20 protein-coding genes are annotated in these 20,288 nt (G+C 75.1%); 10 read left to right on the top strand and 10 right to left on the bottom strand.

From position 1 onward, the window contains the following. Window positions 1-74 precede the first annotated feature (74 nt). Genes ASF50_RS16505 through pdhA form a run of 3 tightly spaced genes read right to left on the bottom strand, consistent with a single transcriptional unit; the run spans window position 75 to window position 3,762 of the window. Complete coding sequence (locus ASF50_RS16505) at window positions 75-1,625, bottom strand: dihydrolipoamide acetyltransferase family protein (protein WP_056905216.1); 1,551 nt, start codon at window positions 1,623-1,625, stop codon at window positions 75-77. After that, on the bottom strand, window positions 1,625-2,608 hold the full coding sequence (locus ASF50_RS16500; RefSeq protein ID WP_056905215.1) for an alpha-ketoacid dehydrogenase subunit beta: 984 nt from the start codon (window positions 2,606-2,608) through the stop codon (window positions 1,625-1,627). The genes ASF50_RS16505 and ASF50_RS16500 overlap by 1 nt, the downstream gene beginning before the upstream one ends. Continuing rightward, window positions 2,605-3,762, bottom strand: coding sequence for a pyruvate dehydrogenase (acetyl-transferring) E1 component subunit alpha (gene pdhA / locus ASF50_RS16495; RefSeq protein ID WP_082500409.1), 1,158 nt, complete (start codon window positions 3,760-3,762; stop codon window positions 2,605-2,607). Before pdhA ends, ASF50_RS16500 begins: the two co-directional genes overlap by 4 nt. A gap of 173 nt (window positions 3,763-3,935) precedes the next feature. Between pdhA and ASF50_RS16490 the strand changes: the two genes are divergently transcribed. Both ASF50_RS16490 and ASF50_RS16485 read left to right on the top strand, forming a co-directional pair. Beyond that, window positions 3,936-4,424 (top strand): SRPBCC family protein, encoded by a 489-nt coding sequence (locus ASF50_RS16490; RefSeq protein WP_056905214.1) that lies wholly within the window; start codon window positions 3,936-3,938, stop codon window positions 4,422-4,424. Then, window positions 4,421-4,633 carry a DUF2945 domain-containing protein gene (locus tag ASF50_RS16485; protein ID WP_056905213.1) on the top strand — a complete coding sequence of 71 codons (213 nt, stop codon included), beginning with the start codon at window positions 4,421-4,423 and terminating at the stop codon, window positions 4,631-4,633. Before ASF50_RS16490 ends, ASF50_RS16485 begins: the two co-directional genes overlap by 4 nt. Before the next feature lie 99 nt (window positions 4,634-4,732). Here ASF50_RS16485 and ASF50_RS16480 read toward each other — a convergent pair whose 3' ends face one another. Beyond that, window positions 4,733-5,683 carry a cation diffusion facilitator family transporter gene (locus ASF50_RS16480; protein ID WP_056905212.1) on the bottom strand — a complete coding sequence of 317 codons (951 nt, stop codon included), beginning with the start codon at window positions 5,681-5,683 and terminating at the stop codon, window positions 4,733-4,735. Between the two features lie 61 nt (window positions 5,684-5,744). Here ASF50_RS16480 and ASF50_RS16475 point away from each other — a divergent pair, with 61 nt between their 5' ends. Then, a complete protein-coding gene (locus ASF50_RS16475; protein ID WP_056905211.1) occupies window positions 5,745-6,203 on the top strand; it encodes a DivIVA domain-containing protein in 459 nt (152 codons plus the stop codon). Between the two features lie 62 nt (window positions 6,204-6,265). Here ASF50_RS16475 and ASF50_RS16470 read toward each other — a convergent pair whose 3' ends face one another. Beyond that, complete coding sequence (locus ASF50_RS16470) at window positions 6,266-7,237, bottom strand: glutathione S-transferase C-terminal domain-containing protein (protein ID WP_056864979.1); 972 nt, start codon at window positions 7,235-7,237, stop codon at window positions 6,266-6,268. Window positions 7,238-7,399: 162 nt separating this feature from the next. Between ASF50_RS16470 and ASF50_RS16465 the strand changes: the two genes are divergently transcribed. Continuing rightward, window positions 7,400-9,211: a sensor histidine kinase gene (locus ASF50_RS16465; protein WP_056905210.1), complete on the top strand. Its 1,812-nt coding sequence runs from the start codon at window positions 7,400-7,402 to the stop codon at window positions 9,209-9,211. 198 nt (window positions 9,212-9,409) lie between these two features. Here ASF50_RS16465 and ASF50_RS16460 read toward each other — a convergent pair whose 3' ends face one another. From ASF50_RS16460 to ASF50_RS16445, 4 genes are all read right to left on the bottom strand, one after another. Next, window positions 9,410-9,880: an acyl-CoA thioesterase gene (locus tag ASF50_RS16460; protein ID WP_056864981.1), complete on the bottom strand. Its 471-nt coding sequence runs from the start codon at window positions 9,878-9,880 to the stop codon at window positions 9,410-9,412. A 38-nt stretch (window positions 9,881-9,918) separates the two neighbouring features. Continuing rightward, on the bottom strand, window positions 9,919-10,992 hold the full coding sequence (hisC, locus tag ASF50_RS16455) for a histidinol-phosphate transaminase (RefSeq protein ID WP_056905209.1): 1,074 nt from the start codon (window positions 10,990-10,992) through the stop codon (window positions 9,919-9,921). Window positions 10,993-11,001: 9 nt separating this feature from the next. Further along, window positions 11,002-11,574 carry a VanZ family protein gene (locus ASF50_RS16450; RefSeq protein ID WP_156697951.1) on the bottom strand — a complete coding sequence of 191 codons (573 nt, stop codon included), beginning with the start codon at window positions 11,572-11,574 and terminating at the stop codon, window positions 11,002-11,004. Window positions 11,575-11,674: 100 nt separating this feature from the next. Beyond that, complete coding sequence (locus ASF50_RS16445; protein WP_056905208.1) at window positions 11,675-12,583, bottom strand: dimethylarginine dimethylaminohydrolase family protein; 909 nt, start codon at window positions 12,581-12,583, stop codon at window positions 11,675-11,677. 103 nt (window positions 12,584-12,686) lie between these two features. Here ASF50_RS16445 and ASF50_RS16440 point away from each other — a divergent pair, with 103 nt between their 5' ends. From ASF50_RS16440 to ASF50_RS16425, 4 genes are all read left to right on the top strand, one after another. Next, window positions 12,687-13,493, top strand: a complete 807-nt coding sequence (locus tag ASF50_RS16440; RefSeq protein ID WP_082500410.1) for a GntR family transcriptional regulator — start codon at window positions 12,687-12,689, stop codon at window positions 13,491-13,493. Between the two features lie 99 nt (window positions 13,494-13,592). After that, the gene (locus ASF50_RS16435) at window positions 13,593-13,988 is read left to right on the top strand and encodes a phage holin family protein (protein WP_056864985.1); all 396 of its coding nucleotides are present in this window, start codon (window positions 13,593-13,595) and stop codon (window positions 13,986-13,988) included. Further along, on the top strand, window positions 13,985-14,524 hold the full coding sequence (locus tag ASF50_RS16430; RefSeq protein WP_228942644.1) for a low molecular weight protein-tyrosine-phosphatase: 540 nt from the start codon (window positions 13,985-13,987) through the stop codon (window positions 14,522-14,524). Before ASF50_RS16435 ends, ASF50_RS16430 begins: the two co-directional genes overlap by 4 nt. Then, on the top strand, window positions 14,521-15,417 hold the full coding sequence (locus ASF50_RS16425) for a fructosamine kinase family protein (protein ID WP_056905207.1): 897 nt from the start codon (window positions 14,521-14,523) through the stop codon (window positions 15,415-15,417). Before ASF50_RS16430 ends, ASF50_RS16425 begins: the two co-directional genes overlap by 4 nt. Before the next feature lie 82 nt (window positions 15,418-15,499). On the opposite strand, the gene ASF50_RS16420 is transcribed toward ASF50_RS16425, so the two are convergent. Then, the gene (locus tag ASF50_RS16420) at window positions 15,500-17,998 is read right to left on the bottom strand and encodes a PQQ-dependent sugar dehydrogenase (RefSeq protein WP_056905206.1); all 2,499 of its coding nucleotides are present in this window, start codon (window positions 17,996-17,998) and stop codon (window positions 15,500-15,502) included. 126 nt (window positions 17,999-18,124) lie between these two features. Here ASF50_RS16420 and ASF50_RS16415 point away from each other — a divergent pair, with 126 nt between their 5' ends. Both ASF50_RS16415 and ASF50_RS16410 read left to right on the top strand, forming a co-directional pair. Next, window positions 18,125-18,838, top strand: coding sequence for a response regulator transcription factor (locus ASF50_RS16415; protein WP_056864988.1), 714 nt, complete (start codon window positions 18,125-18,127; stop codon window positions 18,836-18,838). Beyond that, window positions 18,835-20,223 carry a sensor histidine kinase gene (locus tag ASF50_RS16410; protein WP_056864989.1) on the top strand — a complete coding sequence of 463 codons (1,389 nt, stop codon included), beginning with the start codon at window positions 18,835-18,837 and terminating at the stop codon, window positions 20,221-20,223. The genes ASF50_RS16415 and ASF50_RS16410 overlap by 4 nt, the downstream gene beginning before the upstream one ends. Window positions 20,224-20,288: the final 65 nt, after the last annotated feature.

Here is a 20,288-nt window from a genome sequence, read left to right as displayed (position 1 = left end):
GCAGGGTGGACGTCATACGAGGCGTGGATGCGCCTCCACCCCACGCATGACGTCCCACCCAGGAGCGGGCGACCTCAGAACAGCAGCGCCGAGGCGGGGTCCTCGAGGATCGAGGCGACGTCGGCGAGGAACTGCGAGCCGGCCTGGCCGTCGACGTGGCGGTGGTCGAAGGACAGCGCCAGCGTCGTCACCTGACGCACGACGATCTCGTCGACCCCGTCGCGGGTGACCACCCACGGCTTCTTGGTGACCGCACCGAAGCAGAGGATCGCCGACTCGCCGGGGTTGATGATCGGGGTGCCGGCGTCGACGCCGAAGACGCCGACGTTGGTGATGGTGAACGTGCCGCCCGCCATCTCCGCCGGCTGGGTGCGGCCCTCGCGCGCGGTGGCGGTGAGCTCGCCCAGCGCCGCGGCGAGCTCGGGCAGCGCCAGGTCGTGGGCGTCCTTCACGTTGGGCACCACCAGGCCGCGGGGGGTGGCGGCGGCGATGCCGAGGTTGACGTAGTGCTTGAGCACGACCTCCTGGGCGGCCTCGTCCCACGTGGAGTTGATGACCGGGGTGCGACGCATCGCGAGCACGCAGGCGCGGGCGAGCACCAGCAGCGGCGAGACCTTGAGCCCGCGCAGGTCGCGGTGGTCCTTGAGCCGCTCGACCAGCTCCATGGTGCGGGTGACGTCGACGGTGACCCACTCGGTGACGTGGGGCGCGGAGAACGCCGAGCCGACCATCGCGCCGGCCATCATCTTGCGCACGCCCTTGACCGGCTCGCGGGTCTCGCGGGCGCCACCGGCCGCGGCCGGCCGGGGCGTCGAGGCGGGCGTCGAGGCGGGCGTCGAGGCGGGCGTCGAGGCCGACATCGTGGCCGGCGTCGGCTCGGGAGCGGCCCCCCGGCCGGCGGCGGCGTGGACGTCGTCGCGAGTGACCGTGCCGCCGGGCCCGGAGGCACGGCAGGCGGCGAGGTCGACCCCGAGGTCCTTGGCCAGCTTGCGCACCGGCGGCTTGGCCAGGGCGCGTACGGCGGCGGGGTCGGTGGCCCGTGCCGGCACGAGCGCGTCGACCGGCTCGGGCGCCGGCGGGGCCGGGGTGGCGGGCACGGCCGGCTCGTCGGAGGCCACGACCTCGTCGGACTCCGCACCGCCCGGCGCGAAGGCGCCCTGGAGCTGCATCTGGGTGTTGGCGCCGGCCTCGGTCGAGGGCGAGGCCGACCCCTTGCGGGCGCGGCGCACGGGGCCGCGCTCGGCCTTGTTGCGCCCGACGAGGCTCTCTCCCTCCCCGCCCCCGGAGGCGGCGGGGTTGGACAGGTCGATGGCCATCTCGGGCTGGGGCGCGGCGGCGGCCGGCCCCGGCGCGGGCTCGCCGGTCGACGCGGGGTCGCCCACGCGGATGATCGGGGTGCCGACGTCGACGGTGACGCCCGCGTCGACCATCAGCGCGAGCACGGTGCCGGCGTAGGGCGAGGGCAGCTCGACGAGCGACTTGGCCGTCTCGATCTCCACGATGATGTCGTTGATCGCGATGACGTCGCCGACCGCGACCTTCCACTCGACGATCTCGGCCTCGGTGAGACCCTCGCCGACGTCGGGGAGGAGGAACTCCTGGGTGGGGGCCTGGGTGGTGGTCATCAGAACTCCATGCTGCGGTCGACGGCGTCGAGGACCCGGTCGAGGTCGGGGAGGAAGTCCTCCTCGATCCGCGAGGCGGGGTAGGGGGTGTCGAAGCCGCCCACCCGCAGCACCGGGGCCTCCAGGGAGTAGAAGCACTGCTCGGTGATGCGGGCCGACAGCTCCGCGCCCAGGCCGAGGTTGACGTGGGCCTCGTGGGCCACGACGGCCCGGCCCGTACGCCGCACCGACTCCAGCACCGGGGCCATGTCGAGGGGCGAGAGCGTGCGCAGGTCGATCACCTCGAGCGAGCGGCCCTCGGTGGCGGCGGCCTCGGCGGCCTTCATCGCCGTCTTGACCATCGGCCCGTAGGCCAGCAGCGTCACGTCGGTGCCGCGCCGCACCACCCGCGAGGTGAACAGCGGCGCGGGGGTGGCGGTGGTGTCGAGGTCGGCCTTGTCGGCGTGGTACTGCCGCTTGGGCTCCAGGAAGATCACCGGGTCGTCGGAGGCGATGGCCTGCTGGATCATCCAGTAGCCGTCGACGGGGTTGGAGCAGGTGACGACCTTGAGCCCGGGGGTGTGGGCGAACTGCGCCTCGGGCGACTCGCTGTGGTGCTCCACGGCGCCGATGCCGCCGCCGTAGGGGATCCGGATGACCATCGGCATCCTGGAGCGGCCCTTGGAGCGGTAGCTCATCTTGGCCACCTGGCACACGATCTGGTCGTAGGCGGGGTAGACGAACCCGTCGAACTGGATCTCCACGACCGGGCGGTAGCCGCGCAGCGCCATGCCGACCGCGGTGCCGACGATGCCCGACTCCGCGAGCGGGGAGTCGATGACGCGGTCCTCGCCGAAGTCCTTCTGCAGGCCGTCGGTGATGCGGAAGACGCCGCCGAGCTTGCCGACGTCCTCGCCCATGAGCAGGACCTTGGGGTCGTCCTCCATCGCGCGACGCAGGCCCATGTTGAGCGACTTGGCCAGCGTGACCTTGTGGGTGCTCATCGGTCGGCCCCCTCGAAGGACTCGAGGTAGGCGGCGAAACCGTCGCGCTGGGCGGCGAGCTCGTCGGTCATCTCGGCGTAGACGTGGTCGAACATGTCGAGCGGCTGCGGGTCGGGCATCGCCTTGCAGCCCTCGCGCAGGCGCGCGCCCAGGTCGTCGGCCTCGTCCTTGACCCCGGCGATGAAGGCGTCGTCGACCAGGCCGTTGCGGCGCAGGTAGACCTCGACGCGGGCGATCGGGTCCTTGAGCTTCCAGCTCTCCACGTCGTCGGAGAGGCGGTAGCGGGTCGGGTCGTCGGTGGTGGTGTGGGCGCCCATCCGGTAGGTGTAGGCCTCCACGAAGGTCGGGCCCTGCCCGTCGCGGGCGCGCTGCAGGGCGGCCTGGGTGACGGCGTAGGTGGCCAGCACGTCGTTTCCGTCGACGCGCACGCCGGGGAAGCCGAAGCCCAGGGCGCGCTGGTAGAGCGGGATGCGGGTCTGGCGCTCGATCGGCTCCGAGATGGCCCACTGGTTGTTCTGGCAGAAGAACACCACGGGGGCGTTGTAGGAGGCGGCGAAGATGAAGGCCTCGTTGACGTCGCCCTGCGAGGAGGCGCCGTCGCCGAAGTGGGCGATCACCGCGGCGTCGCGCTCGGGGTCGCCGGTGCCGACGACGCCGTCGCGCTGCATGCCCATGGCGTAGCCGGTGGCGTGGAGGGTCTGGGCGCCGATGACGATGGTGTAGAGCCCGAAGTGGTTCTCCTCGGGGTCCCACGCGCCGTGGTCGACGCCGCGGAAGAGCCCGAGCAGCTTGAGGGGGTCCACGCCCTTGCACCACGCGACGCCGTGCTCGCGGTAGGTCGGGAAGACGTGGTCCTGGGTGCGCAGCGCGCGGCCGGCGCCGATCTGCGCGGCCTCCTGGCCCAGCAGCTGGGCCCAGATGCCGAGCTCGCCGTGGCGCTGGAGCGCCGTGGCCTCGGTGTCGATGCGCCGGGTGAGCACCATGTCGCGGTAGAACCCGCGCAGCTGCTCGGCGCTGAAGTCCATATCGAACTCCGGGTGGTGGACGCGCTCGCCCTCCGGGGTCAGCAGCTGGACCAGCTCGGGGCCGCCGTCGCTCTGGGAGGGTCCGAAGACCTCCACCAGGTCGGGGCCGAACGTCGAGTCAGGGGACACGTGCGCACTCCTTCGCTCTCACCGGCCCGACGGGGTCTCCGAGGCCGTACGGCGTGTCCGAGCGGGCCGCCAGGGGCGGGGTGGTGCCCCTGTGACCCCGGACACATCGTGGTCGGGGACAACGTACCTGCGAGGGTGAGATGGCCGCCAATCACCCGCCGTAGCCTCGGCGCATGGCCTCCTCCGCACGCCCCGTCGTGACCGCCTCGGCCGTCGTCGACGCCCCGCCCGCCGTCGTCTTCGACATCCTGGCCGACCCCCGGCAGCACCCGCTCATCGACGGCTCCGGCACCGTGAGGGGCTCGACCAGCGGGCCCCCGCGGCTGGAGCTGGGCTCGACCTTCGGCATGGACATGCGCATCGGCGCGCCGTACAAGATCCGCAACAAGGTCGTCGAGCTCGAGCCCGACCGGCTGATCGCGTGGCGCCACGTCGGGCTGCACCGCTGGCGCTACGAGCTGGAGGAGCTCCCCGCCGGCGACACCGGCGGCCCGGCCCGCACGCGGGTCACCGAGACGTGGGACATCAGCCGCTACCCCGGCCTGGTGCAGGCCGCCTACCACCGCGCCGGCGTGGCCGCGAAGATCCAGCGCGGCATCGAGAAGACCCTGGTCAAGCTGGGCGCGGCCGCCGAGCAGGCGGCCCGGAAGGAGACGCGATGAGCATCCGCACCGGCACCGAGGTCAGCTGGTCGTGGGGTGGGGGCACCGCGAGCGGCACCGTCACCGAGGTCCACCACGACACGGTCGAGCGCACCACCAAGGGCTCGACGATCACCCGCCACGGCAGCGACGACGACCCGGCCTACGTCATCGAGCAGGACGACGGCACCGTCGTGCTGAAGCTGCGCTCCGAGGTCGACCGGGCCTGAGCCGCGGCGCCACGCGGGCCCGGTCGTCCCGGGAGGGGACGCGGCGGCGCGGTCGCCGGGCCGCGGGCGGGCGCCTCGGTGGAGACGTCGGTGGAGGCGTCAGTGGAGCTCGCCGAGGTCCTCGTGGGCGCCGTGGGAGACCGGCTCGACCTGGAAGGTCGCGTGGCGCACGTCGAAGTGCGCCGCGACGCAGTGGCACAGGTCGTCGAGCACGGCCCCGACGCCCCGCTCGGCCAGCGCCGCGTCGGTGACCGTCACGTGGGCCGAGAGGCTCGGCAGGCCGCTGGTGATGGTCCAGGCGTGGAGGTCGTGCACGTCGACGACGCCGGGCACGTCCTCGATGTGGCGGCTGACCTCGACCAGGTCGAGGCCGGCCGGGGCCACCTCCAGCAGCACCGCGAGAGCGTCGCGGGCCAGCACGAGGGCGCGCGGCAGGATCATCACCGCGATCAGCAGCGAGGCCACCGGGTCGGCCTGCAGCCAGCCCGTGGTGAGCACGACGACGCCGGCGGCGATGGCCAGCACCGAGCCGAGCAGGTCGGCGAAGACCTCGTTGGCGGCGCCGCGCAGGTTGAGCGAGCCCGACTCCGAGCGGCTGAGCACCAGCATCGACACGGCGTTGGCGAGCAGGCCGACCGTGGCGAAGGCGATCATCGGCCCCGCCTCCACCTCCTGGGGGTCGGCGAGCCGGCTCAGGCCGGCCCAGGCGAGGTAGCCGCAGACCACCAGCAGCACCAGCGCGTTGAGCAGCGCGGCGAGGATCTCCGCGCGGTGCAGGCCGAAGGTGGAGCGGGGGCCCGGGCGGAGCCCGGCGACGTACGACGCCCCGAGCGCGAGCACCACGGCGCCGGCGTCGGTGGCCATGTGGCCCGCGTCGGCGAGCAGCGCCAGGGACCCGGTGACCACGGCGCCGACGACCTCGAGCACCATGACGCTCGTGGTGACCGCCAGCACCACCCGCAGCCGCCGCCGGTCGGCGGCGCGACCCGCGGCGTGGCCGTCCGCCTGCCGGCCCGCGTGCCCGTGTCCGTGCCCGTGTCCGACTCCCACGCGCGCCAGCCTAGGTGGCCCGGGCAGGCGTGACGCGACGGCGCCCGGGGTAGGGGCGGCCATGTCCTCCCCCGCCGACCCTCCTCCCCGCACCCCCTCGCCCGAGCCCGCCGCTCCTGGGAGTCCCGCCGAGCCCGCCGGCCCCGCCGGCCCCGCCGAGCTGGCGCGGCTGGTCGAGACCGCCCGCTTCACCCCCGTGCGGCTGCGCAGCGGCTACGACATGGGCCAGGTCGACGACTTCCTCGCCGACCTGGTGCAGACCCTGCGCTCGGGCGGCGACCCGGTCGCCCCGGCCACCGCCGCCCGCTTCGCCACGGTCAGGCTGCGCGAGGGCTACGAGACCGCGAACGTCGACGCGCTCCTCGACGAGGTCGTGGTGCGCAGCGGCGGCACCCCGCGCGTGCGCCGGGACGCCGACGACCCCCGCCCCGCGGGCAGCCCGGCCCACGGCGCACCGGCCGGCACCGGCTCGGTCGTGCAGGAGCAGCGGGGCCTGCTGGCCCGGCTGTTCCACCGGTAGGCCCCACCGCGAGCCCCACCGCGAGCCCCACCGCGGGACCCACCACGAGGGCGGGGCCCCGCTCAGCCCAGGGACTCGCGCCCGTGGGGGGTGTGCCAGACGGCCGGGTCGGGGCCGGCGGGCACGATCCCGGAGGGGTTGATGTCGGTGTGCACGACGTAGTAGTGCGCCTTGATCTGGTCGAAGTCGATGGTCTCGCCGAAGCCCGGGGTCTGGAAGAGGTCGCGCGCGTAGCCCCACAGCGCCGGCATCTCGGTGAGCTTGTTGCGGTTGCACTTGAAGTGGCCGTGGTAGACCGCGTCGAAGCGGGCCAGGGTGGTGAAGAGCCGCACGTCGGCCTCGGTGATGGCCGACCCCATGAGGTAGCGGCGGTCGGTGAGCCGCTCCTCGAGCCAGTCCAGGGCGGTCCACAGCCGCTGGTAGGCCTCGTCGTAGGCCTCCTGGGAGCCGGCGAAGCCGCAGCGGTAGACGCCGTTGTTGACCTCGGTGAAGACGCGCTGCATGACCTCCTCCATCTCCTCGCGGACCTCGGCGGGCCACAGGTCGGGGGCGTCGGCGCGGTGGAAGTCGCGCCACTCGTGGAAGAGGTCGTGGGTGATCCACGGGAAGTCGTTGGTGACCAGCTCACCGCTGGACTCCTCCACCATCGCGGGCACGGTGATGCCGCGCTCGTAGTCGGGGAAGCGCGCGAGGTAGGCCTCCTGGAGCCGCTCGATGCCCAGCACGGGGTCCTTGCCGCCCGGGTCGAGGTCGAAGGTCCAGCTGCGGGCGTCGTGGGTGGGGCCGGGCAGACCGAGGGAGACGACGTCCTCGAGGCCCAGCAGGCCCCGCACGATGATGGCGCGGTTGGCCCACGGGCAGGCCTTGGCGGCGACCAGGCGGTAGCGGCCGGCCTCCACCGGCCACATCCGCCCGTCGGTGGGGCCGTGCTCGGGGGTGCGGGCCTCGCGGGTGATCCGGTCGGACACGTAGGTCGTGTCGCGCCGGAACTCCTTGCCCTTCTCGACGTACGTCGGGGTCTGGTCGTCGCTCATGCCCGCGACGCTAGGCGCCCGTCACCCGCCCCGGCTCACCCACCCGCACACATCGCCGCCCCGGTCGCCCTCCGCCCGGCGGGCCTCCCGCTGGTCGAGACCAGTAGCCGTGACGGCGGCGGAGGTGTTGAGTGTCCCCCTGCGCTGTCGATCGGGGGGATCATGGCGACACAGCCCGACGAGGGGTCCTGGGCAGCGCCCGCGCGCACCCACCACCCGGACCTGGACGACTGGTCCGACGCGTCGTCGCGCGCTGCGCTCCAGCTGCTCGTGGAGTCGGTGGCGCTGATGGTCGGCTTCGACGTGGCGACCCTGTCGGTCGTCGTCGACGACGACCTGGTCACCGTGGCCTACGCGGGGCCCGAGGAGCACCGCGAGGCCGTGCTGGCCACCGACTCCGTCGCGATCCTCGACCCCGTCGTGGCCGCCGCCGAGACCTGGGGCCGCTTCCGCTTCCTGCGCGCCGAGCACCACGACGGACGCCTCGACGGCACCTGGGTGCGCATCGACACCCCTGCGGCCGACGCCGACGCCGCGCCCCACGAGGTGTGGGACCCCTGGGACGTGCTCCTCGCGCTGCTCACCGACGCCGAGGGCCGGGTCGTCGGCGTGCTCTCCCTCGACGGCCCCCTCGACGGCCGGCGCCCCGACGGGGTGCGCCGCGCCCTGCTCGAGCGCTACGCCGCCCACGTCGAGCAGGCCCTGCTCAGCGCCCGCGACCGCGAGGAGGTCGGCCAGCGCGCCGCGCGGGCCCAGGCCACCCACCACCTCGTGCGCTCGACCCTCGCCCCGGAGCACCAGACCCCCGAGGAGCTGCTCACCGCCGCCCTGCCGCTGCTGGTGGAGGGCTTCGGCGCCGCGGCGGCCTGCGTGCAGCTGCTCGACCCGGCCGTGACCGTGCCCATCCACACCCTCGACGGCGCGCTGCTGCGCGCGCCCCGGTCGCTGCGCGTGCTCGCCCGGTCGCTCGGGCCGCACCTCGCCGACCCGCCGCGCGCGCTGGTGCTGCGCGCCGGGGAGCCCACCCCCGCGCTGGCCGGCCACCCCCGCCTCGACGCCCACGGCCAGCGGCTGCTGCAGGTCACCACGATGGGCGCGGCCCTCGCCGTGCCCGTGCTGCGCGGCACGACGTACGCCGGGATCTGCGTGCTCACCCGCGCGCCGGGCGCGGGGTCGTGGTCGCCGGTGGACGAGCAGGCCGCCCTCGTGGTCGGCGGCGACCTCGGCACCGCCCTCGCCGTCGCGCAGGTGCGCCAGCGTGAGCGGGCGCTGCTGCGTGAGCTGCAGGAGGTCGACGAGCGGCGCGCGCAGCTCATCGCCACCCTCACCCACGAGCTGCGCGGGCCCCTCACCGTGGTCTCGGGCAACCTCGAGCTGCTCGGCATGCTCGACCACCCCGAGCCGGCCGCGACCTTCGAGGCCTCGATCGGGCGCGGCGTGGCCAAGATGCGCGGCGTCGTCGACGACCTGCTCCGGCTGGCCCAGGCCGACGACCGTCAGCGCGCGGGCCTGCGCACCCGGGTCGACCTCGGGGCGCTCGTGCGCGACGTGGTCGGGCTCTACCAGGCCACGGCCGGCGTCGCCGGGGTCGCCCTCGAGGTCGGCCCCGGCGACCCGACGGCCGCGACGACCGGCGACCCGGTGGAGGTGGAGCGGCTGCTCGACAACGTGCTGACCAACGCGCTGAAGTACACCGACGCCGGCGGGCGCGTGGTCGTCTCCGCCGAGCGCCGCGGCAGCGAGGTCGCGCTCGTCGTGGCCGACGACGGCATCGGCATCTCCCCCGAGGACCAGGCCGGCCTCTTCGAGCCCTTCGTGCGCTCCTCCGACCCCGCCGCCCTGCGCCGACCGGGCACCGGCCTCGGGCTGAGCATCGTCGCCGGCATCGCCCAGCGCCACGGCGGGCGCGTCGAGGTCGACTCCGCTCTCGGCCGCGGCACCACCGTCACCGTCGTCCTCCCGGGCTGCGACTGAGCGACCGCGGGGCCGCCCTGCCCGCTGCCGGCGTACCGCCGCACCCGCCGCACCCGCCGCACCCGCCGCACCCGCCGCCGCCTGCGTCTTACTGACCATTGAGACCTCTACCTGACCGTCACGACTGTCAGGTAGAGGTCTCGACGGTCAGTAAGACGCGCAGCCGGCCGCCGCCGGCCCGGGGCGGGCGCAGGTCGGTCAGGGGCCGGGGCGCTCGCGCAGCGCGACCCGGTCGCCGCGGAAGCGGTCGAGGTCGGCGCGCACCTCGGGCGAGATCGGCCACGAGGCCTGGGCGGCGTGGTCCCAGAAGACCAGCGAGCTCTCGGCGACCACGGCCGGCGGGTGGTCACGCTCGACCCGCACCTCGGAGGAGATCGTGAACGACGAGCGGCCCACGTGGGCCAGCCAGATGCGCACCAGGAACGGCTGGTACGGCGCGAAGCGCATCTCCGCGTGGTAGTCGACGCGCTGGGAGCCCATCAGCTCCGAGACCCCGCCCGGCACCCGGGCCAGCAGACCGACGCCCGCGGGCAGGCCCAGCGGGGCGAAGCGGAAGAACTGCGTGCGCGCCTCGTCGAGCACCCGGATCGCCTCGACGTTGTCGACGTGCCCGCCCGTGTTGACGTCGCGGTAGCGCGCCTGGATCTCGCCGTCGAACACCTCGCCCATGCCGCGATCCTCCCATCCGCGCGCCGGGCCCTCGGGGCTCACCCGCGCCGGAAGGCCGCGGCCACCTCCAGCAGCCGGTCGTTGCCCTCGACCTCGCCGATCGAGACCCGGGCGCCCGCGCCGGCGAAGGGGCGCACGACGATGCCGGCGGCGTCGCAGGCGGCCGCGAAGTCGGCGGTGCGCTCGCCGAGGGGGAACCACACGAAGTTGCCCTGGGAGTCGGGGATCGACCAGCCCGCCGCCCGCAGCGCGGCGCCCACGCGGTCACGCTCGGCCACGAGGTCGGCGACCCGCTCGAGCAGCGCCTCCTCGGCGTCGAGGGAGGCCAGGGCGGCGGCCTGGGCGACCGAGGAGACGCCGAAGGGCAGGGAGACCGCCCGCAGCGCCGCGGCGACCTCGGCCTGCGCCACGGCGTAGCCGACCCGGAAGCCGGCGAGGCCGTAGGCCTTGGAGAAGGTGCGGAAGAGCACGACGTTGGGGTGGGCGCGGTAGGTCGCGAGACCGTCGACGGCGTCAGGCATCCGCACGAACTCCAGGTAGGCCTCGTCGACGACGACCACGACGTGCGACGGCACCTGGGCGAGGAAGGCGTCGAGCGCGGTCTGGGTCACCGAGGGGCCGGTGGGGTTGTTGGGGGTGCAGACGATGACGACCTTGGTGCGGTCGGTGACGGCGGCGGCCATCGCGTCGAGGTCGTGCTCGGCGTCGGCGGTCAGCGGCACCGGCACCGAGGTCGCGGCGGCGGAGGTGATCGCGATCGGGTAGGCCTCGAAGGAGCGCCAGGCGTGCACCACCTGGTCGCCGGGGTCGCAGAAGGCCTGGAGGAGCTGGTAGATCAGCGCCACCGAGCCGGTGCCGGCGGCCAGGTCGCCGACCGGCACGCCGAGCTTCTCCGACAGCCCGGCGTAGAGGGCGCTGTTGCCCATGTCGGGGTAGCGGTTGGCCAGGTCGACCGCGGCGTGGGCCGCCTCGATCACCCCGGGCAGGGGCGGGAAGGGGTTCTCGTTGGAGGAGAGCTTGTAGGTCACCAGGTCGTCACGGGGCACCGGCGGCTTGCCGGGCACGTACGCCGGGATCTGGGTGACGGTGGCCCGTGGCCGGGGGGTGCTCATGGGTGCAGGCTAGTGAGGCACGGGCCCGCGCTGCGACCCGCGGGCGCGCCAGGGCCGCAACACGACGGCGAGCAGCAGCCCGGCCCCGACACCGAGCGCCGCGCCGGTGACGTTGTCGAGGATGTCGGTGACGTCGCAGGCCCGGTCGAGGCGTGCCAGCTCGAGCTGGACCTTCTCGATGGCCGCGCTGTAGCCGGCCAGGAGCGCCAGCCCCAGCGGCACCAGCAGCCAGCCCGCGCGCCAGCGCGCCGCCACCAGGACCAGCAGGGCGCCCGAGGGCACGAAGAGCACCGTGTTGAGCAGGCGCTGGCCGCTCTCGAAGATCCAGAAGCCGTCGGGGGCCGGGCCGCCGATGTCGAAGGAGCAGGTGGCCAGCCGGCTCTCCACCGGCACCACCCCGGGCGCGCCGTTGGCGGGGATGAGGGTGACGCAGGCGATGACCGCCAGCGACCAGACCAGCCCGGCGACCGACCAGGCGTGCAGCGCGCCGCGGCGGCGCAGGGCGAGCGCCAGCAGCACGCAGAGCACGCCGGTGACGGCCGCGCCCGCGAGCATGACGTCGACTCCTCCGACCGGGAACACCCGCCCGAGGCTACCGACGCGGGCCGGGTCACACCGGTGCGCACCCCGGCGCTCCCCCGGGGCCGCTCCGGGGCCGCTCCGCGGTGCGCCCCGGGAGCGCTCAGCGCTGCTCGGCGCCCGCGGCCGGCGCCGGCGCGAGGTCGCGCCCCAGCCGCACGTCGACGGGGTTGGTGAGGCAGCGCACCGAGCCGCCGGCCTTGTGGAACTGCGAGACGTCGACCACGACCACCTCGAAGCCCCACGCCTCCAGCCGTGCCCGCACCCGCTCGGGGCAGGCCGGCATCACCACGGTGCGACCCACGACCACGGAGTTGGCGCAGAAGGTCGTCATCGCCTCCTCCTCGCTCACCACCAGCGGCTCGGACACCAGATCGAGCAGAAGCGCGGCCGACTCGGCGTCGAGGGCGGCCGGGCAGACGATCGCGCGGCGGGCGTCGAGGGGGCAGAAGGCCAGGTCGAGGTGGTACATCCCCGGGTGGGTCGTGCGCAGCCCCCGCACCGTCACGCCGAGGTCGGTGGCCAGGTGCTTGAGGGCCAGCTCGTCGGTGCGGGGGCCGTGGCCCACGACCAGCTCGCCACCGAAGGCGAAGGCGTCGCCGGCCTCGAGGTGGGCGCCCACGCCGTCGCGCCCGACGGAGGAGGTCGTGGCGCCCCGGTCCTCGAACCACCGCTGCGCGGACGCGGTCTCCATGCGGCGCTCGGGGTGGCGCATGTGGGAGAGCACGACGTGGCGCCGCCCGTCGGGGCGCTCGACGGCGAGGCCCAGGTTCATCGCGAAGACCATGTCGGGGGCGTCGGCGCGCTGCGGCATCACGTCGACCCGGGCGCCGAGGCGCTCCAGGGTGCGCACGAGCGCGTGCCACTGCCGCAGGGCCAGCTGCGGGTCGGGCTGGTCGGCGGGGTCCATGAAGGGGTTGATGGCGTAGTCGACGCGGAAGTGGGTCGGCTCGACGGCGACGTAGTGGCGACCCCAGGCGAGCGGGCGGGGACCGGGCGGGGTGGTGTCCATGCGACCTCCGTCACTGATATTGTCAGACAATCTGACAGGATGAGTGTGCGGCACGCCGGACCGGAGGCGCCACCGACACGCCACCTGCGGCACGATGGGGCCCATGTCCGAGGGCCCCCGACCGCTGCGCGCCGCCGACGGTGCGCCCGGCGGACCGTCGACCCCCCACCCGGGGCACCCGGACCACCAGTCCGCGGACCACGGGGCCGAGCGAGGGGCCGACCTGCCACCGGCCCCGGCTCCCGCCCAGCGCTTCGCGACGCTGCGCCTGGAGCACTCCTCCACCGTCGACCGGGTCGCCGAGGAGCTGCGCCGCGCCGTCTTCGACGGCGAGCTGGAGTCGGGCACGGCGCTGCGCGAGGTCGCGCTCGCCGAGTCGCTCGGGGTCTCGCGCCCCACGGTCCGCGAGGCGCTGACCGTGCTCGTGGCCGAGGGGCTGGCCACCCGTGAGCCCCACCGCGGCGTCAGCGTCGCGCGGCCCGACGTCACCTCCGTGCGCGACGTGTGCCGGGCCCGGCTGGTGCTGGAGGGCGCCGGCGTACGCCGGTGGGGCGAGGCCGGTGACGCCCTGCGCGACGCGGTGCGCACCACCCTGGTCCGCTACACCACCGCGGTGCGCGAGGGCGGGTCCTACCAGGAGCTCAACGAGCGCCACCTGGCCTTCCACGTCGCTCTCGTGGGGCTCACCGGGTCGCCGCGCCTGGTGGCGATGGCCGAGAACCTCGTCATCGAGCTCAAGCTGGCCTTGGCCCAGGTCGACCGCATCAAGCGCAACGCCCACGACCAGGCCGACTCCCACGCCGCCCTGCTCATGCTGCTGGAGCGCGACCGCGTCGAGGAGGCCCACGCCTTCCTGGTGCGCCACCTGGCCGACGCCGAGGTCGCCATCGTCGAGGCCCTCGACCTCTAGCCGGGCACCGGCCACGGCGGGCGGCCCCGCAGGCGAGCCCTCGAGCGACCCCGGCCACGACCACGCCCCAGGGCCCGGCGGCCTGTCAGACTGGCCGGCGTGCGCTTCCTCCTCTGGCTGGTCACCCACGCCGTCTCGCTCGCCGCCGCCGCGTGGCTCGTCGACGGCATCCGCTTCACCGGGCCGCGCTCGGGGATGGCCGAGGTGGAGGAGAAGATCCTCCCGCTGCTGCTGGTGGCGCTGATCCTGGGCGTGGTGTCGTCGTTCGTGAAGCCGGTGCTGCAGGTGCTCTCGATCCCCTTCATCATCGTCACGCTCGGGCTCTTCCTGCTGGTCATCAACGCCGCGATGCTCCTGCTCACCGGCTGGGTGGCCGAGCAGCTCGACATCGGCTTCCGGGTCACCGGCTTCTGGCCCGCCGTGCTCGGCGCCATCGTCATCACGGTCACCACCTGGATCGTCGACGGCGTCCTGGGCGCGGAGGAGCGCCGGTGAGCCCCGCCCTGCCCCCGGCCCTGCCGCCCGCCCGCACCCCGGGCGCGTACTCCGTCGCCCTGGTCTGCCTGGGCAACATCTGCCGCTCGCCCATGGCCGACGTCGTGCTCGCCCAGCGCGTCGACGACGCCGGGCTCGCCGCCCGCGTCACCGTGGCCAGCAGCGGCACCGGGGGCTGGCACGTCGGCCAGCCCATGGACCTGCGCGCCGCCTCGAGCCTGCTCGCCGAGGGCTACGACCCCAGCCCGCACCGCGCCCGGCAGTTCGACGCCGGCTGGCTGGAGCGCCACGACCTCGTCCTGGCCATGGACTCCCAGAACCTCGCCGACATCGGCGGCCGCTCCGAGCGGGTCCGGCTCTACCGCGACTTCGACCCCGTGCCGGTCGGCGACGACGGCCCCGACCGGGAGGTGCCCGACCCGTACTACGGTGGGGACGCCGGCTTCGAGGAGGTGCTCGCCATGGTGGAGCGCACGTCGGTCGCCCTGGTGGCGGCCCTGCAGCGCGACCCCGCGCTCGCCCCGGGGCCGCGATGACCCGCCAGCCCCTGCTGGCCCGACGTGCCGAGGAGCTCCTCGGCGCGGCCGTCGCCGCGACCTCCCCGGTCGCCGGCGGCGACATCTCCACCGCGACCCGGCTGCGGCTCTCCGACGGCTCGGTCGCGCTGATGAAGACCCTCCCCCACGCCCCCGACGGCTTCTTCGAGGCCGAGGCCGCCGGGCTGCGCTGGCTGGCCGAGGCCGCCGGCACCCAGGGCACCCAGGGCACCCAGGGCACCCAGGGCGGCGTCGCCGTGCCCGACCTGCTGGCCGCCGACCACGACTGCGTCATCCTGCGCTGGGTCGAGCCCGGCAAGGCCACCGCCGACGGCGCCGCCGACTTCGGTCGCGCGCTCGCCCGCACCCACGCGGCCGGAGCACCCACCCACGGCGGCGAGCGCGACGGCTTCATCGGCCGGCTGCCGCTGCCCAACCGGCCGGCGCCGTCGTGGGCGGAGTTCTACGCCGTGCGCCGGGTCCTTCCCTACCTCAAGCTCGCCCGCGACCGCGGCGCCGTCACCGCCGCGCAGGCCGCCCGCGTGGAGTCCGTCGTGCCCCGCCTGACCGGCCTGGTGCCCGAGGAGCCGCCCGCGCGGCTGCACGGCGACCTGTGGAACGGCAACGTGCTGTGGGGCGCCGACGGCCGCTCCTACCTCGTCGACCCCGCCGCCCACGGCGGCCACCGCGAGGTCGACCTGGCCATGCTGGCGCTCTTCGGGCTGCCCCACCTGCCGCGCGCGCTCGACGCCTACGACGAGGTCGCCCCGCTGGCCGACGGCTGGCAGGACCGGGTGGGCCTGCACCAGCTCTTCCCCCTGCTCGTGCACGCCTGCCTCTTCGGCGGTGGCTACGGCGCCCGCGCCGCCGACGTGGCCGCCCGCTACGCCTGAGGGGCTCCTCGCCGCCGTCGGGCCGCCGTCAGGCCACCGGCGTGCCGCCGTCGTGCCGCCGTCGGGCCGTGGTCAGCCGCGGTCAGCCGCGGGCGCGGCGGTAGAGCGCGCGCAGCGTCGGCGTACGGTCGCCGCGGTCGGGCACGACGAGGGCGTGCACCCGCGCGGAGCCGTCGGACCAGCGCCGGAAGACCCAGCGCCGTGCGTCGACGCGCTGCACCCGCGGCGCGGCGAGCGTGACCGTGGAGCCGGTGATGAAGGTGCGCACCCGCCCGGCGCGGACGCGCTCGCCCGCGACCGACAGCGAGGCGCCGCGCACGTTGGAGCCGAAGCGGACCCGCTGCGGGTCGGGCTCCAGCGTGAGCTCCCGGGTGGTGGTGAGCCCGCGGGAGTCGGTGGCGGCGACGGTGACCGCCAGCGAGGAGGGGTACTCGTGGTCGGGGGCGGTGAAAGTCGTGGTCGAGGTGTAGCTGACGACCTCCACGGGGTGGGTGTGGCAGATCGAGGGACAGTGCTTGATGCTCAGCCCGATCTGCCAGGCTCCGGGGTCGACCTCGCCGTCCTCGGCGTCGGTGGCGCTCGCCGAGACCGTGATCTGCTGGCCCACCGACCAGCGCAGGTCGGCGGTCGGCTCCGCGAGCGTCACCTCGGGCGGGGTGTCGCCGGGGAAGAGGGTGAGGGCCGCGCGGTCCGCGGCACCGGCGTCGGCGACCCGCACCGCGACGGGGGCGTTGCGGGCCTCGCTCCACGTCTGCTCGACCCGCGGCCCGGTGGCGTCGTCGTAGTCGCCGTCGGCGTCGAGGTCCCACGCGTAGGTCAGGGCGTCGCCGTCGGCGTCGGTGGAGCCGCTCGCGTCGAGCACCGTGGTCAGCGGGATCGGCCCCCAGGTGCGGTCGGCGCGCAGGTCGGCGACGGGCGGCTGGTTGCCGGGGTAGTGGCTGACGCGGTGCACCGCGCCGCCCGAGGCGGTGGGGTAGCCGAGGTCGTCGATGCCGAGGTCGAGGTAGAACAGGTCGCCCCCGGGCCCGGTCACCAGCCCGATCGGGCTGGCCGCGCCCTCCACCAGCGGCACGACCCGGTCGGGGTCGGGCAGGCCGTCCGCGCCCGCGGGCATCGCCCAGATGCAGCGGCGGGAGTAGTCGGAAAAGACCAGCGCCCCGCGCAGCCAGGCGGGGTAGTCGCTGTCCTGGGCCACGAAGTCGAGCCCCGAGACCGACGCCGAGCCCGTGGGGCAGGCCTCGCCCGCGGCGACGTGCTGCCCGCGGGTCGCGTAGCGGAAGAACGGCTCGGCCGCCGCGAGCGGGGTGCCGGCGTCGGCGTACAGGTCCTCGCACATCCGCACGTCGAGCACGTCGAAGGCGGGGTTGCGCTCACCGCCCTCGTAGCAGGGCCAGCCGAAGTTGCGCACGCCCGCGGTCGGGTCGGCGATCCGGTTGACCTCCTCGAAGCGCGAGCCGCCCACGTCGCCGACCCAGATCTCATCGGTGCCGGGGCGGAAGGTGAAGCGGAAGGGGTTGCGCAGGCCGTGGGCGACCATGCGCGCGGCGTTGGCGTCGCCGGAGTCGACCAGGGCGTTGTCGGGGGCGCCCAGGCCGGTGGTCGGGTCGAGGCGCACCACGGTGCCGTCGAGGCCGAGGGGGTCGCCGTAGGTGCGGATGTCCTGGCTGCGCAGCGAGCCGCCCTGGGCCTCGCGGGGGTGGCCGGGGTCGAAGGGGTCGCGGCACGGGTTGCCGCCGCCCTGGCCGTAGTCGTCGAAGGTGAAGCTGGCGCCCTCGCCGATGCTGGCGTAGAGGTAGCCGTCGGGGCCGAAGGCCACCGAGCCGGTGGCGTGGCTGGGGTACTGCAGGCAGCCGTCCTCGACGAGCACCTCCTCCTCGCCGACCATCCGGTCGCCCTCGGCGGTCAGCCGCGAGACCCGGGCGCCGACGGTGCAGCCGACGCCGACGGGGTCCGCGCACTCGTCGTAGTAAACCCCCGGCCGGCCCCACCGCGGCGCCGGCGCGGGATCGCCGGGCAGGTGGTCGTAGGCGTAGAGCACGTAGACCGAGGGGTCCTCGGGGAAGTCGGGCGCCAGCGTCATCCCGAGCAGGCCGCGGTCCCAGTAGTTCATGACGGTGGCGCTGAGGTCGGCGAAGACCTCTCCGGTGGGGTCGTCGAGGGAGTCGAAGACCTTCACCACACCGGGCTTCTCGGCCACGAAGACCCGGCCGTCGTCGGCGAAGTCGATCGCCGTTGGCTCGTCGAGCCGCGACATGACCACCGTGTCGCGGAAGCGGTCGGGCAGCTGCGGCGCCCGACGCGCCGCGGGCTGCTCCGTCGTACGCCGCTGCGCCGCGCCCGCCGCCGGCGCGAAGGGGGACCCCGCCGCGGGGGCCGGCACCGCAGCGCCCGGGGCACCCGCGGCGGGGGCGTGGACCTCGTGGGCGGCGGCGCCCGGGGAGCCGGCCACGGCGGGCAGCACCGCGGTCGGCAGCGCCAGCAGCAGGGCCGCGGCGAGCAGGCGGGTGCGCGGGCGCGCGGTGCAGGAGCGGTGCGACATCTGGGATTCCCCCCGGAAGGCCCGGCCGATGACGCCGGGCACAGCGGCAGGGTAAAGGACCCCGGCCGTCCTGGCGACGCCCTCGCGCCGACCGCACCGTGCGGGGTGCGCGGCCGACGGGCGGCGCGCTCTCAGCGCCGGCTCAGGCGCTGCTGGCAGCATGGGGCCGTGAACGCCGCCGCCCCGTCAGCCCCCAAGCCCCGCGCCCTGGTCGTCGACGACGACCGCGCGGTGCGCGAGTCGCTGCGCCGGTCGCTGCAGTTCAACGGCTACGACGTGGCGGTGGCCACCGACGGCGCCGAGGCGCTCGCGGTCATCGGCGCGACCTCGCCCGACGTCGTGGTGATGGACGTGATGATGCCCCGCCTCGACGGCATCGAGACGACGCGGGCGCTGCGGCAGGCCGGCAACGACGTGCCGATCCTCGTGCTCACCGCCCGCGACGCCGTCGGCGACCGGGTGGAGGGCCTCGACGCGGGCGCCGACGACTACCTCACCAAGCCCTTCGCCCTCCAGGAGCTGCTGGCGCGCCTGCGGGCGCTGCTGCGCCGCGCCGTGCCGCCCGAGGGCGACGCCGACGACGAGGTGCTCTCCTTCGCCGACCTGTCGATGAACGTCGCCACCCGCGAGGTCGTGCGCGCCGGGCGCCAGATCGAGCTGACCCGCACCGAGTTCACGCTGCTGGAGATGTTCCTGCGCCGCCCGCGCCGGGTGCTGGAGCGCTCGTTCATCCTCGAGGAGGTCTGGGGCTACGACTTCCCGACCACCGCCAACTCGCTCGAGGTCTACGTCGGCTACCTGCGCCGCAAGACCGAGGCCGAGGGCGAGGCCCGCCTGCTGCACACCGTGCGCGGCGTCGGCTACGTCCTCAAGGAGTCATGACCGAGGCGCCGGCGCCCGCGCGCTGGCGCTACCGCCGCTCGCTGGCCTCCCGGGTCACCCTGCTCACCACGATGGCGGTGGGCCTGGCCGTGGCCTTCGTGGCCCTCGGCGCCTACGCCACCGCGCGCATCCAGCTCCAGGACACCCTCGACGACTCGCTGCTCTCGCGCGCCGAGGGCGCCGCCGACTCCCCGGCGCTGCAGCGGCTCACCGTGGAGGGCCGCTTCCCGGCCTGGGCGCTGGGCGCCGCCGACGTGCGCATCGCCTTCATCTCCGTCTACTCCGGCGAGGCCACCTCGGTCGACGAGGGGCCGCCCTTCAACGTGGGGGCGCCGGAGTTCGCGGTGGCCGACGGCGCGAGCGACTACGCCATCCGCACCATCACCGCCGGCGACATCCGCTACCGCGTCGTCACCGTGCCCGCCCAGACCGACGGGCAGGCGCTCGTGCTCGCGCAGTCGCTGGAGCCGCAGGAGCAGGTGCTGCGCAAGCTCGGCGTGGTCACGCTGCTCTTCGGCCTGGCCGGCGTCATCGCCGCCGCCGTCGCGGGCATGGCCGTCGCCCGCAGCGGCCTGCGCCCGGTGCGGCGCCTCACCGGCGCGGTGGAGGAGATCGCGCGCACCGAGCGGCTCGACCCGATCCGCGTCGAGGGCGACGACGAGATCGCCCGGCTGGCCACGTCGTTCAACCAGATGCTGGTCGCCCTCGAGGCCTCCCGTGACCGCCAGCGCCGCCTCGTCGCCGACGCCGGGCACGAGCTGCGCACCCCGCTGACCTCGCTGCGCACCAACATCGAGCTGCTCGGCCAGTCCGACGCCGACCCCGACGGCGGCTTCCTGCCGCCCGAGGCCCGCGCCGAGCTGCTCGACGACGTCGCCGCGCAGATCGAGGAGCTCACCACGCTCATCGGCGACCTGGTCGAGCTGGCCCGCGACGACCCGATGGCCCACGTCGTGGAGCCCGTCGAGCTCACCGAGGTCCTCGAGCAGGCCCTCGCCCGCGTGCGCCGCCGCGCGCCCGGCATCGACTTCGAGGTCGCCGCCAGCCCCTGGACCGTCGAGGGCGAGTCGGGCGCGATCGAGCGGGCGATGACCAACCTGCTCGACAACGCCGCCAAGTGGAGCCCGCCCGCGGGCACCATCCACGTCAGCCTGGCCGAGGGAGTGCTCGTCGTCGACGACGAGGGCCCCGGCATCCCCGAGGCCGACCTGGCCAAGGTCTTCGAGCGCTTCTGGCGCTCCGAGGAGTCCCGCGCCATGCCCGGCTCGGGCCTCGGGCTGTCGATCGTGCACCAGACCGCCGAGCGCCACTCCGGCTCGGTGCGCGCCGAGCGCTCGCCGTACGGCGGGGCCCGCCTCGTGCTGCAGCTGCCCGGGCGGCCCTGACCGTCGGCGTCAGACGGCCCGCGCGACGCGCGGCGGGCCCGGCGACCCCGGGCGAGCGCGCCCGG

The sequence above is a fragment of the Nocardioides sp. Leaf307 genome (assembly GCF_001423135.1).
In the GTDB taxonomy this organism is placed as follows: domain Bacteria; phylum Actinomycetota; class Actinomycetes; order Propionibacteriales; family Nocardioidaceae; genus Nocardioides; species Nocardioides kribbensis.
The sequence above is the reverse complement of the archived record's forward strand: the minus strand, read 5'-3'. Positions and strand labels throughout refer to the sequence as shown.